Here is a 12,109-nt window from a genome sequence, read left to right on the forward strand (position 1 = left end):
CCCCCCCCCCCCGGCCGGCTGGGGCGGCCCGCGCCCCCCCCCCCACCGCCCCTCGCCCGCCTCGGGGGAGTGGGGGGGACCCTTTGCGGAGCAAAGGGTGGGGTGAGGGGAATCCGGAGCGCCGCCATCAGCGCACCTTCAAAGTAGCAAGGCCAATCAGCACCAACACCACGCTGATGATCCAGAAGCGCACGATCACGCGCGGCTCGGGCCAGCCCTTGAGCTCGAAGTGATGGTGGATGGGCGCCATCCGGAAGATGCGCTTGCCGGTGAGCTTGAAGCTCGCCACCTGCAACATCACCGAGGCGGTTTCCATCACGAAGACGCCGCCCATGATCAGGAGGACGATCTCCTGGCGCACGATCACCGCGACGCAGCCGAGCGCGGCACCGATCGCGAGCGCGCCGACGTCGCCCATGAACACCTGCGCCGGATACGTGTTGAACCACAGGAAGCCAAGGCCGGCGCCGGCGAGTGCGCTGCAGAAGATCGCGAGTTCGCCCGCGCCAGGAATCGCCGGGATGCCGAGGTACTCGGAGAACACCTTGTTGCCGGCGAGGTAGGCGAACACGCCCAGCGCGGTCGCGACCAGCACGCTCGGCATGATCGCGAGGCCATCGAGGCCGTCGGTGAGGTTCACCGCGTTGGAGAAGCCGACGACGATGAAGTAGGCGAGGCCGACGAACACCACCGCGCCGAACAGGCTCCACCACGGTGCCTGCGTCGCCACGTCGGCGAGGTGCCCAAGCGGCACCTGCGCCTGCTTGATCAGCGGCAGGTAGAACGTCGTCGCCGCGGGTGTGTCGGCGCTGAAGTAGAGGTACAGCGCGACCGCGAGGCCGAACACCGATTGCCAGAAGTACTTCCAGCGCGCGGCGAGCCCGCGGCTGTCCTTGAGGACGAGCTTCTTGTAGTCGTCGTAGAAGCCGATCGCGCCGAACGCGATCGTCACGCCGAGCACGAGCCAGACATAGCGGTTGCGCAGATCCGCCCAGAGCAGGGTCGACACGGTGATCGAGGCGATGATCAGCGCGCCGCCCATCGTCGGCGTGCCCGCCTTCGACAGGTGCGTCTGCGGGCCGTCGCTGCGGATCACCTGCCCGGCCTTGACCTCGGCGAGCTTGCGGATGATCCACGGCCCGGCGAGCAGCGACACCGCGAGTGCGGTCAGCGTGCCCATGATCGTGCGGAAGGTCAGGTACTGGAACAGGTGGAACGCGCTGATCCAACCTTTCAGAAGCTCGGCGAGTTCAAGCAGCATGGCGTTCGCCTCCGTTGCCGTCTTCATCGCCGCCGAGCGCGAGCACGACGCGGTCCATCGCCGACGATCGCGAGCCCTTGACGAGCAACACCACGCCGGCGCGCAGTTCCGCGCGCAGCGCGTCGACGAGCTCGGCTTGGCTTGCGAAGTGCGCCGCGCCGGCACCGAAGGCATCGACCGCCACGCGGCTCAGCCGGCCGACAGCGCGCAGGCGCTGGATGCCGCTTCGCCGTGCCAGCGCGCCGATGTCGGCGTGCAGGCGCTCGGCGTCGCTGCCAAGTTCGGCCATGTCGCCCATCACGAGCACGCGCTCGCCGCGCTCCGCGGCGAGCGTCGCGATGGCTGCCGCGAACGAACCCGGGTTGGCGTTGTAACTGTCGTCGATGACGACCGCGCCCGATGCGTGCGTGCGCCGCGCGAGGCGTCCCGCGACCGTCGGCGCCGCCTCGATGCCTGCCTTGATCGTCGCGGGCGGCACGCCGAGGGCCAGCGCGATCGTCGCCGCGGCGAGCACGTTCATGACGTTGTGGCGCCCCTGCAGCGGCGATGCGATCTCGATCGCGCCGGCCGGCGCGAGCAGGCGCAAGCGGCCTTCGGCCGCTCCTTCGATCTCGAGATTGGCACCGACGTCGGCGCGACGCAGCAGGCCGAAGCGCAGCGTGCGACGCGTTCCCGCGAGTACGCCGAAGTATTCGGCGAACGCGTCGTCGGCGTTGATGATCGCGACGCCGTCGTCGGGCAGCGCGCGGTAGATCGCCCCCTTCGTTTCGGCGACACCCTGCAGCGTGCCCATGCGCTCGAGATGCGCGGCGGCGACGTTGTTGACGAGGGCGACGTCGGGGCGCGCGATGCGCGCGAGGTAGGCGATGTCGCCCGGCTTGCCCGCGCCCATTTCGAGCACCGCGAACTGGGTGTCCGCGGGCATCGCGAGCAACGTCAGCGGCAGGCCGATCTCGTTGTTGAAGTTGCCGGCGCTGACGTGCGTGCGACCGTGGCGCTGCAGGATCGAAGCGACCAGCGTCTTCACCGTCGTCTTGCCGTTCGAACCGGTGATGCCGACTACCCGCGCCTCGCTGCGCGCACGCACGGCGCGAGCGAGTTCGCCGAGCGCGGCGAGCGTGTCGGCGACGACGACCTGCGGCAGGGGCGTGGCGAGTTCGCGTTCGACCAGCAGCGCCCGTGCGCCGCGTTCGCGCGCTGCGTCGGTGAATTCGTGCGCATCGTGGCGTTCGCCCCGGAGCGCGACGAACAATGCACCCGCGCCGAGCGTGCGTGTATCGGTCGACACCGTGTCGACGACGACGCCATCGCCGTGCAGGCGACCACCGGTCCAGCGCGCGATGTCTTCGAGCCGGAGGTTCAGCATGCGCGGTCCTCCAACACGTTGCGGGCGACGGCGACGTCGTCGAACGGCCGCTTCACGCCGGCGCTTTCCTGGTACGGCTCGTGCCCCTTGCCGGCGACGAGCACGACATCGCCCGCCCGCGCCATGTCGATCGCGAGCGCGATTGCGGAGGCGCGGTCGCGCTCGACCGTCGCGAGCGCGGGTCGCGTGAACCCGGCGAGGATCTGCGCAACGATCGCGTCGCCGTCCTCGCCACGCGGATTGTCGTCGGTGACCACGACGCGGTCCGCCAGCGTCTCGGCGATCGCCGCCATCTGCGGGCGCTTGCCCGCATCGCGCTCGCCGCCGCAGCCGAACACGCAGATAAGCCGTCCTTCGCAATGCGCGCGCAAACTCGCCAGCGCCTGTTCGAGGGCGTCGGGCGTGTGCGCATAGTCGATCACCACGAGCGGCTGCCGGCCGTCGCCGCCGAGGCGGTTCATGCGGCCCGCCACCGGTTCGAGCACGGCGAGCGCGTCGCGGATCTGGTCGAACGCGAAGCCGAGCCGCCCGAGGCAGGCGGCGACGGCGAGCAGGTTGGACACGTTGAAACGACCGAGCAGACGCGAAGCCACCCGCCCTTCGCCCCAGGGCGTGACGAGGCGGAAGCCGAGGCCGGTCGCATCCGAGCGGATCTCGCGCGCGACGACGTCCGCATCGTCGCGCTCGATGCCGTAACGCACGAGCTCGACGCCGTCGCCGACGACCTTGGCGAGTACTCGCCCGAAAGCGTCGTCGACGTTGAGGATCGCGGCGCGAAGTCCGGGCCACGAGAACAGGCGCTGTTTCGCGGCGCCGTACGCCTGCATCGTGCCGTGGTAGTCGAGGTGGTCGCGCGTGAGGTTGGTGAACACCGCGAGCTCGAAGGCGACCGCGTTGACGCGGCCCTGGTCGAGCGCATGCGAGGAGACTTCCATCGCGACGTGGCTCGCGCCCGCATCGCGGAACTGCGCGAGCAGTGCGTGCACGGCGATCGCATCGGGCGTCGTGCGCTCGCCTTCGCGCACGCCGCCGTGCATGCCGGCGCCGAGCGTACCGATCGTCGCGACGGCGCGGCCCGCATGATGCAGCGCCTGGGCGAGCAGTTGCACGGTGGACGTCTTGCCGTTGGTGCCGGTCACGCCGACCACGTGCAGCGCGCGCGACGGCTCGCCGAAGAAGCGTGCGGCGATGGCGCCGACGCGATGGCGCAGGCCATCGATCCACACCACGGGCGCGACCGTTTCGGGTGAGGGCGCGCCGGACGCGGGCGCCTCGGTGCCTGCCGTGTCGGCCAGGATCACCGCTGCGCCGCGCGCCGACGCGGCCGGGGCAAACGTGATGCCGTGCGCATGCGCGCCGGCGAGTGCGAAGAAGGCGTCGTCCTGGTCCACGCGCCGCGAGTCGAGCGCGAGGCCGCGCACGACGATGTCGCCGGCACCGCCTGCATCGGCGTGGCCGTGCAGCAGGTCGCGCACGCTCATCCGGTATTGCCTGCTCATTCGGGTACACCCTCCGTATAGTCGGGCTCGGCCTGGGCGCCGTCGGGCGCCTGCCGTGCCGTGCGTACGGTGTGCCCGGGATCGGGCGATGCGGTGTACCAGTTCTGCACGTCGTCGGGCGGGACGTCGAGCAGGCGCAGCGCGCCGTCCATGACCTTGCTGAACACCGGCGCCGAAACGAGCGCGCCGTAGTACGCGCCTTGCGGGTCGTGGATCACGACGACGCCGACGAGGCGTGGCGCGCTCGCCGGCACCATGCCGGCGAACAGCGAGATGTACTTCTTCTGGTACCCGCCGCCGATCGCGGTGCGCGAGGTACCGGTCTTGCCGGCGACGCGGTAGTTGGTGATCGCGGCCTTGATGCCGCCACCGGGCGGATGCACCACGGTTTCCAGCATCCCGCGCAGGGTCGCCGCGATCTGCGGATCGATGACCGCGCGGTCCTTCGACTGGCCGCCCTTGACGAATGTCGGCGGACGCAAGCGGCCGTCATTGGCGAGCGCGGCGTAGCCCTGGGCGAGCTGCAACGGCGTCACGCTGAGGCCGTAGCCATAGGCGATCGTCGCCTGTTCGACCGGGCCCCAGTTCTTCGCGATCGGCAGGTTGCCGGGCGATTCGCCCGGGAAGCCGCAGCCGGTGACCTCGCCGAAGCCGAAGCGGTGGAACACGTCGTACATCTGGTCGCGGCCGAGCGTCGCGGCGATCTTCGCCGCTCCGACATTGCTCGAGTACGTGATCACGCCGGTGACGTCGATCAGGCCCTTGTTGTGCACGTCGCTGATCGTGTGGCCGTACAGCGTGTAGGTGCCGGGCGAGGTGTCGATCGGCGTGTGCGGCTTCCATTTGCCGCTTTCGAGCGCGGTCGCGATCGTGAACGCCTTCATCGTCGAACCGGGCTCGACCACGTCGGTCGCCGCGCGGTTGCGCCGGTAGGCCGGGTCGACGTTGCCACGCGCGTTCGGGTTGAACGAGGGCTGGTTGACCATCGCGAGGATTTCGCCGGTCGGCACGTCGAGGATCACCATCGAGCCCGAGCTCGCATGGTGCTCGACGAGCGCCGCCTTGAGCTCGCGATAGGCGAGGTACTGGATGCGCCGGTCGATCGAGATCGTGAGGTCCTTGCCCGGGCGCGCCTCGCGCACGAGTTCGACGTTCTCGACCTCGTGGCCGAGGCGGTCGCGGATCACGCGCTTGACACCCTTGTCGCCCGCGAGCCACTGGTCGAACGCGAGTTCGAGTCCTTCCTGGCCCGCATCGTCGATGTTGGTGAAGCCGAGCACGTGCGCGATGACCTCGCCGCTCGGGTAGTAGCGGCGGAATTCGCGCTGGCTCGCCACGCCCGGGATGCCGAGATCGAGGATCGCCTGGGCGGCATCCGGGTTCAGGTGGCGCTTGACGTAATAGAACTCCTTGTCGGAGCGCTCGACCAGGCGTTGCTTGAGCGAGTCCTCGTCGAGGCCGGCCGCACGCGCGAGTTCGCCGATGCGATCGGCGTGTTCGAGCAGTTCCTGCGGGTTCGCCCAGATCGATTCGACCGGCGTCGACACCGCGAGCGGCTCGCCATTGCGGTCGAAGATCGTACCGCGCGAGACCGGGATCTCGATGTCGCGCAGGTAACGCGCGTCGCCCTGCTCCTGGTAGAAGTCCTTGCGCACGACCTGCAGGTCGACCGCGCGCACGACGAGCGCGCTGGACGCGAGGCCGAGCACCGCGAACACGGCGTACAGCCGCGTGCGCGTGTTGGCCGGCTTCGTGCGCGCGTTCATCGCTGGATCACCAGGGTCTGCGCCACGGCGGGGGGCAGCATGCCCAGGCGCGCGCGCGCGATCTGGTCGATGCGGTTGTTCTCCGCCCACGTCGCCTGTTCCAGTTGCAGGCGGCCGAACTCGAAATTGAGGTTGTCGCGCTCGTTGCCGAGCCGGCTGAGTTCGATGAATGCGAGGCGGCTCTGCTGGCGCGCGTAAACGACGCCGATCGCGGTCGCGATCGTCGCGAGCAGGAGCAGCGCGAGAGCGGCGATGCGCAGGCTCACGGCGCCTCCGCGCGATCGGCTCGCTTCTCGGCGACGCGCAGCACGGCGCTGCGCGCGCGGGGATTGGTCGCGAGTTCCGCCTCGCCGGCGAACTGCGCCTTGCCGATCGCGACGAGCGGTGGCGGCGCGACGTCCGGCAGCGGCAGCCCGCGCCGCACCGGCCGCGCGACTTCGCCGCGGATGAACTGCTTGACGACGCGGTCCTCGAGCGAATGGAAGCTGATCACGGCCAGGCGCCCGCCCGGCTTGAGGCAGCGCAGCGCGGCATCGAGGCCCCGCTCGAGCGCGCCGAATTCGTCGTTGACGTGGATGCGCAGCGCCTGGAACGTGCGCGTGGCCGGATGCTTGTTGCGCTCGCGGTGGCCGATCGTCTTCGCGACGAGTTCGGCGAGGTCGCGCGTCGTCGCCAGCGGCTGCTCGCGTTCGCGTTCCACGATGGCTCGCGCGATGCGTCGACTCATCCTTTCCTCACCATGCCGCCACAGCACATCGGCGATCTCCTTCTCGTCCGCCGTCGCCAGCCACTGCGCCGCGCTCGTTCCCTGCGTCGGGTCCATGCGCATGTCGAGTGGTCCTTCACTCTGGAAACTGAAACCGCGCGCCGGGTCGTCGAGTTGCGGCGACGACACGCCGAGATCGAGCAGCACGCCGTCCAGACCCGCCGCCGCCTCCGGCCACGCCGCCATCCCGGCGAAATTCGCGTGGCGGATCGAAACGCGCGGATCCTGCGCGAACTCCGCCTGCGCGGCCGCGATCGCCTCCGGATCGCGATCCATCAGCAGCAACCGCCCTTCCGGCCCCAACCGCTTCAGCACTTCGCGCGCATGCCCGCCGCGCCCGAACGTTCCGTCCAGCCAGCTTCCCTTCTCCCTCACCCGGAGGCCTTCCAGCACCTCCGCCAGCATCACCGGCACGTGCCGGAGTTGCGGCGCGCTCATCGGAGAGCCCCGCTCACAGCTTCAGCTCGAGCATGTCCTCCGTGATCTGCTCCTCGCCGATCGTTTCGCGGATCTTCGCGAGATGCGCCTGTTCGCTCCACAGCTCGAACTTGTTGCCCATGCCGAGCAGCACCGCGCGCTTCTCGATGCCGCTCGCGCCACGCTGGCTGGCCGGCAGGGAGATCCGCCCGTTCGCATCGGGCTCGACGTGCGCCGCGGCGCCGACGAGCTTCATCTGCAAGTTGCGGTGCACGGCCTTCACCGACGGCAATGCGTTCACCTCGTCGCGCACGCGCTCCCATTCCTCCTGCGGGAAAATCCACAGGCAGCCGTGCTCGAACGGGTTGTAGGTCACGACGAGGCGGTTGCCGGACTTCGCGACGAGGTCGCGATGGGCTGCGGGGATGGCCACCCGACCCTTGTCGTCCAGCGTGACCGCGGTTTCGCCTTGAAACATGACCCACGTCTCACCACAAAAAACCACTTGAACCCACATTAGGTGGCGAGGCGCGGACTGTCAAGGAATTTCGGGAAAAAAATCCTGTTCAGGCAAGCATTTGTATCGAATCGGCGAAGCGTGGCCGACGCGTAGTTGATGCCAATTCTGAAGTGTCTACGGCAACCCTTTGATGCAACGCCTGTCCCTCGGGACAGACGCGCCCTACGTGACCGCCCACCCAGCCGGCCGACCGCGGTCACCACGCCACGACATGCTGCGGCGACTGACATTCCGCGATGCCGGCCCTGTCGGAGGGCTGAGGTTGAAACGGTACCGCCGCTGGCACCCCGCCGCAGGCACCGCCTCGCACTCCTTCGCGCGCCTCCGGGTTGGCCTCGTGCCACCGTTCGCTGCACCCGTCGGCCCGCCTTCCCAAGGCGTTTGACGACAGCGTACAACCTGACCATCGGCAACCAGTCAGCGGAGCGACATGAGGAGAGTGGCGGTCACCGGCGGCGCCGGCTACATCGGTTCGCACATGTGCAAGCAGTTGGCGGACCACGGCCACGACGTGATCGTCATCGACGATCTCTCAAGCGGCCACCGCGAGGCCGTGCGCTGGGGACGCCTCGTGCAATGCTCGCTGCTCGACGCACCGGCCTTGTCGCTCGCGCTGCGCGATGCGCGCTGCGACGCGGTGATCCACTTCGCCGGCGCGATCGCGGTCGGCGAGTCGGTCGACGATCCGCTCAGGCACTATGCGATCAACGTCGGCGGCAGCCTCAACCTGCTGCGCGCGATGCGCGACGCCGACGTGCGACGCATCGTGTTCTCGTCGAGCGCGGCGATCTTCGGCGAACCACGCCAGGCATTCATCGACGAAGCACACCCGATCGACCCGATCAGCCCCTATGGCCGCAGCAAGGCGATGGTCGAGAGAATGCTGCAGGACGCCGCGAGCGCGTACGGGATCGGCGCCGTCGCGCTGCGCTATTTCAACGCGGCCGGCGCGGAACCCTCGGCCACGATCGGCGAATCGCACGAACCGGAAACGCACCTGATCCCGCGACTGCTGCGCGCCGCGCGCGACGGCTTGCAGGTGGAGATCTACGGCGACGACCACCCCACGCCCGACGGCACCTGCATCCGCGACTACGTGCACGTCGACGACCTTTGCAGCGCGCACCTCGCCGCGCTCGACCACCTCGACGCGCGCGCCGGCTTCCACGCCTTCAATCTCGGCAACGGCAACGGGTGCTCGGTGCGCGAAGTGATCGCCGCCGTGCGCGCGGTGACCGGCAGAGCCGTCGACGTGCGCGTCGCAGGCCGGCGTGCAGGTGACCCCGCTCGGCTCGTCGCCTGCACCGATCGCGTGCGCGCCGGGCTCGGATGGAAGCCGGCGACACCGGCGCTCGAAGCGATCGTCGAGTCCGCCTGGCGCTGGCACCGCGCGCCCGCGTACTGATACGTTCCGGCGCAGCATCGGCGACGGAGTGCGCATGGCACGGCTTTGCCTCAACATGATCGTGAAGAACGAGGCGGCGATCATCGAGCGCTGCCTCGCGGCCGCGGCGCCCCACATCGACTGCTACGCGATCCTCGACACCGGCTCCGGCGACGACACGGTCGAGCGCATCCGCTCGCTCTTCGAGCGCCAGGGCGTCCCCGGCGTGGTCGGTGAAGGCACGTTCCGCAATTTCGAGCAGGCGCGCAACGACGCGCTCGACCTCGCACTCGCGAGCGGACTCGATTTCGACTACCTGCTGTTCTGCGACGCCGACATGGACCTCGACGTCGCGCGCGGTGACTTCCGCGACCGGCTCGGCGGCGAGGTCTACTCGATCGTGCAGCGCAGCGCCGAAGGCTTCGCGTACCCGAACGTGCGCCTGCTGCGACGCGACGTCCCTGCGCGCTACCGCGGCGTCACGCACGAGTACCTCGACGTCGGCGACCGGCCGCGCCCGCTGCTCGACGGCGTCGCGTTCCTCGACCACGCCTCGGGCGCCAATCGCGCCGGCAAGTACGAGCGCGACATCGCGCTGCTTTCCGAAGCACTGCGCGGCGAGCCCGATAACGCCCGCTACTGCTTCTACCTCGCCAATTCGTACTACGACCTCGGCGATTGCGCGAGCGCGATCGCCTGGTACGAACGGCGCGAAGCGATGGGCGGATGGGAAGAGGAAATCTTCTATTCGTCTTATCGCATCGGCCTGTGCCTGCAACGCCTCGCGCGCGAGGACGAGGCAGCCGCGCGCCTGCTGGACACCTGGCAGCGCTTCCCCGGGCGCGCCGAGCCGCTGCACGCACTCGCACTGCAATACCAGCGCAAGGGCCAGCATCGGCTCGTGCACCTCGTCGCCGAAGCGGGACGCGCGATCGCCGCGCCGCGCGACGCTCTGTTCGTCGAAACGGACGTCTACGCCTGGCGCCTGAAGGATCTCGATGCGGTCGCGCTCTATTGGCTCGGCCGGCGTTCCGCGGCCGCCTCGCTGAACCACGAACTGCTCACGCTCGTACCGGCGAGCGAGCGCGAGCGCATCGCGCGCAACCTCGCCTATTGCGAGAGCCAACCCGCCACCGCGCCCGCAGCGACATCGGCGACCGCTGCGGCCGCGCGGCCATGGGACAAGTACGATGGCCTCAAGCACTGGGGGTGGTACGTCGACCAGTTCGACGCCTGGCGCGAGCATCTGTCGACCGATGCACCCGTGCGCGTGCTCGAGATCGGCGCCTTCGACGGCGTTTCGGCGAACATGATGCTCGATGCGATCTTCACGCACCCGCAGTCGCAGGTGGTCGCGATCGATCCATACCGGCCCGACCCGACCACGCCCGAGGTCGACGCCTCGACGTGCGACACCTTCCTGCGCAACGCGCGCCTCGGCGGCCATGAAGGCCGCATCAAGCTGCTGCAGGGCAGCAGCTTCGACCTGCTGCCGCAGATGGCGCAGGCGTCGTTCGACGTCGTCTACATCGACGGCAGCCACCTCGCCCGCCACGTGCTCGAGGACGCGGTGCTCGCGCTGCGCCTGCTGAAGCCGGGCGGCATCATCGGCTTCGACGATTACTTGTGGACTTCGCCGACCGATCCGGGAGAACCGGGCGCAAGCCCGAAGGCCGCGATCGATGCGTTCGAACGCGTGCATGCCGGGCGCATCAAACTCCTGTTCGGCACGCGCCAGCGTTTCTATCGCCTGCGTCCGGACGCGTCACCGGCCTGACACCCGCTCACGCCCGCGCGTCCGTCCGCGCACGGCGAAACCGTGCGCGGACGTGCGCGAAGGAGTGAAGTCGGCCGATAAGCCGGGTTCTGTCGTGGGCAGCCATTCCTCTAGGCCGTGCGTCGCCGCACGGCTCGAGCAACCAACCCGGGGACGACGCGGGCCGCGCCATGGTCCCCCTATTCGGTCTTGCTCCGGGTGGGGTTTGCCGTGCCGGTCCGTTGCCGGACTCGCGGTGCGCTCTTACCGCACCGTTTCACCCTTGCCTGATCCTCTCGCGAGGCCATCGGCGGTCTGCTCTCTGTTGCACTTTCCGTCGGCTCGCGCCGCCCAGGCGTTACCTGGCACCCTGCCCTGTGGAGCCCGGACTTTCCTCGAAGCCTTGCGGCCTCGCGGCTGCCTGGCCGACTCCACGCATAGTCTAACAGCACCGCGCGTGGGCTCGCGGCACCTGCCGTCCCGGCGTTCACGTCCCCTGTTGTTCGTACAGCATCTTGCGCGGTGCGCCGGTGATCGCCGCCGCGAGTTTCGCCGCGCGCGCCGGCGGGAGTTCCTCGCGCAACAGCGCGAAGACGCGCCTCCCTTCGGCGAGCGTCGCGTCCGCGTCGTCGCCTTCGGCGCCGGCGACGACCAGCACGAATTCGCCGCGCTGCTGGTTCGGGTCGGCGAGCACGCGTGCAGCGACGTCGGCGAGCGGCGCCGCGATCACGGTTTCGAACAGCTTGGTCAGTTCGCGCGCGAGCACGGCCGCACGCGCACCGCCGAAGACAGCGACGAAATCGGCTCGCGCCTCGGCGATGCGATGGCACGAGACGTAGAAGATCCGCGTGCGCGATTCGGCGGCGAGCTCGGCGAGGCGCTCGCGCCGCGCGGCCGCCTTCGTCGGCAGGAAGCCTTCGAACACGAAACGGTCGCTGGCGAGACCGGCGACCGACAGCGCCGCGATCGCCGCGCAGGGACCGGGCACCGGCGAGACGTCGCAACCCGCCTCGCGCGCGGCGCGCACGAGCCGGAAGCCGGGGTCGCTGACGAGCGGCGTACCGGCGTCGGAAACGAGCGCCACGTCGTCGCCGCCGAGCAGGCGTTCGACGATGCGTTCGGCCTGTTCACGTTCGTTGTGTTCATGCAGCGCGAACGTGCGTGCGCGACTGCCTGCCTGCGCGAGCAACGGCGCGGAGTGGCGGGTGTCCTCGGCGGCGACGAGGGCCACGGTGCGCAATACCTCGCGCGCACGCGGCGAGAGGTCGTCGAGGTTGCCGATCGGCGTCGCCACCACCCACAGCCGGCCGCGTTTTCGTTCCATCGTGTTCGATCCCGCGCCGTCGCGACAGGGGCGTCCGCGCGATCGGCTAT

General features: G+C 69.6%; 10 protein-coding genes and 1 other RNA gene. 2 read left to right on the top strand and 9 right to left on the bottom strand.

Features of this window, described 5'->3' with window-relative positions:
* Positions 1–127: 127 nt before the first annotated feature.
* Genes mraY through mraZ form a run of 7 tightly spaced genes read right to left on the bottom strand, consistent with a single transcriptional unit; the run spans position 128 to position 7,553 of the window.
* On the bottom strand, positions 128–1,261 hold the full coding sequence (mraY, locus tag ACTHK2_RS05550) for a phospho-N-acetylmuramoyl-pentapeptide-transferase (protein ID WP_440244705.1): 1,134 nt from the start codon (positions 1,259–1,261) through the stop codon (positions 128–130).
* Complete coding sequence (locus tag ACTHK2_RS05555; RefSeq protein ID WP_440244706.1) at positions 1,251–2,627, bottom strand: UDP-N-acetylmuramoyl-tripeptide--D-alanyl-D-alanine ligase; 1,377 nt, start codon at positions 2,625–2,627, stop codon at positions 1,251–1,253. The genes mraY and ACTHK2_RS05555 overlap by 11 nt, the downstream gene beginning before the upstream one ends.
* Positions 2,621–4,126 (bottom strand): UDP-N-acetylmuramoyl-L-alanyl-D-glutamate--2,6-diaminopimelate ligase, encoded by a 1,506-nt coding sequence (locus ACTHK2_RS05560; RefSeq protein WP_440244707.1) that lies wholly within the window; start codon positions 4,124–4,126, stop codon positions 2,621–2,623. Before ACTHK2_RS05560 ends, ACTHK2_RS05555 begins: the two co-directional genes overlap by 7 nt.
* Positions 4,123–5,892, bottom strand: coding sequence for a peptidoglycan D,D-transpeptidase FtsI family protein (locus tag ACTHK2_RS05565; RefSeq protein ID WP_440244708.1), 1,770 nt, complete (start codon positions 5,890–5,892; stop codon positions 4,123–4,125). The genes ACTHK2_RS05560 and ACTHK2_RS05565 overlap by 4 nt, the downstream gene beginning before the upstream one ends.
* Positions 5,889–6,152, bottom strand: a complete 264-nt coding sequence (gene ftsL / locus ACTHK2_RS05570) for a cell division protein FtsL (RefSeq protein ID WP_440244738.1) — start codon at positions 6,150–6,152, stop codon at positions 5,889–5,891. Before ftsL ends, ACTHK2_RS05565 begins: the two co-directional genes overlap by 4 nt.
* A 2-nt stretch (positions 6,153–6,154) precedes the next feature.
* Entirely contained in the window at positions 6,155–7,096 is a 942-nt protein-coding gene (gene rsmH / locus ACTHK2_RS05575; RefSeq protein ID WP_440244709.1) for a 16S rRNA (cytosine(1402)-N(4))-methyltransferase RsmH, read from the bottom strand.
* A gap of 13 nt (positions 7,097–7,109) precedes the next feature.
* On the bottom strand, positions 7,110–7,553 hold the full coding sequence (gene mraZ, locus ACTHK2_RS05580; RefSeq protein WP_182517209.1) for a division/cell wall cluster transcriptional repressor MraZ: 444 nt from the start codon (positions 7,551–7,553) through the stop codon (positions 7,110–7,112).
* 472 nt (positions 7,554–8,025) lie between these two features.
* Between mraZ and galE the strand changes: the two genes are divergently transcribed.
* Entirely contained in the window at positions 8,026–9,000 is a 975-nt protein-coding gene (galE, locus tag ACTHK2_RS05585; RefSeq protein ID WP_440244710.1) for a UDP-glucose 4-epimerase GalE, read from the top strand.
* A gap of 34 nt (positions 9,001–9,034) precedes the next feature.
* The gene (locus tag ACTHK2_RS05590) at positions 9,035–10,756 is read left to right on the top strand and encodes a class I SAM-dependent methyltransferase (protein ID WP_440244711.1); all 1,722 of its coding nucleotides are present in this window, start codon (positions 9,035–9,037) and stop codon (positions 10,754–10,756) included.
* 62 nt (positions 10,757–10,818) lie between these two features.
* Here the strand turns inward: ACTHK2_RS05590 and rnpB are convergent.
* Both rnpB and rsmI read right to left on the bottom strand, forming a co-directional pair.
* Positions 10,819–11,168, bottom strand: an RNA gene (gene rnpB / locus ACTHK2_RS05595) — RNase P RNA component class A.
* 54 nt (positions 11,169–11,222) lie between these two features.
* On the bottom strand, positions 11,223–12,059 hold the full coding sequence (gene rsmI / locus ACTHK2_RS05600; protein ID WP_440244712.1) for a 16S rRNA (cytidine(1402)-2'-O)-methyltransferase: 837 nt from the start codon (positions 12,057–12,059) through the stop codon (positions 11,223–11,225).
* Positions 12,060–12,109: the final 50 nt, after the last annotated feature.

It is taken from the genome of Dokdonella sp. (assembly GCF_051958935.1).
Classification (GTDB): domain Bacteria; phylum Pseudomonadota; class Gammaproteobacteria; order Xanthomonadales; family Rhodanobacteraceae; genus Dokdonella_A.

Bases quoted from the DNA above. Each gene is read 5' to 3' on its own strand.
- ACTHK2_RS05560 (WP_440244707.1), bottom strand. From the start codon at position 4,126: ATGAGCAGGCAATACCGGATGAGCGTGCGCGACCTGCTGCACGGCCAC.
- mraY (WP_440244705.1), bottom strand. From the start codon at position 1,261: ATGCTGCTTGAACTCGCCGAGCTTCTGAAAGGTTGGATCAGCGCGTTC.
- rsmH (WP_440244709.1), bottom strand. From the start codon at position 7,096: ATGAGCGCGCCGCAACTCCGGCACGTGCCGGTGATGCTGGCGGAGGTG.
- ACTHK2_RS05590 (WP_440244711.1), top strand. From the start codon at position 9,035: ATGGCACGGCTTTGCCTCAACATGATCGTGAAGAACGAGGCGGCGATC.
- rsmI (WP_440244712.1), bottom strand. From the start codon at position 12,059: ATGGAACGAAAACGCGGCCGGCTGTGGGTGGTGGCGACGCCGATCGGC.
- galE (WP_440244710.1), top strand. From the start codon at position 8,026: ATGAGGAGAGTGGCGGTCACCGGCGGCGCCGGCTACATCGGTTCGCAC.
- ACTHK2_RS05555 (WP_440244706.1), bottom strand. From the start codon at position 2,627: ATGCTGAACCTCCGGCTCGAAGACATCGCGCGCTGGACCGGTGGTCGC.
- ACTHK2_RS05565 (WP_440244708.1), bottom strand. From the start codon at position 5,892: ATGAACGCGCGCACGAAGCCGGCCAACACGCGCACGCGGCTGTACGCC.
- mraZ (WP_182517209.1), bottom strand. From the start codon at position 7,553: ATGTTTCAAGGCGAAACCGCGGTCACGCTGGACGACAAGGGTCGGGTG.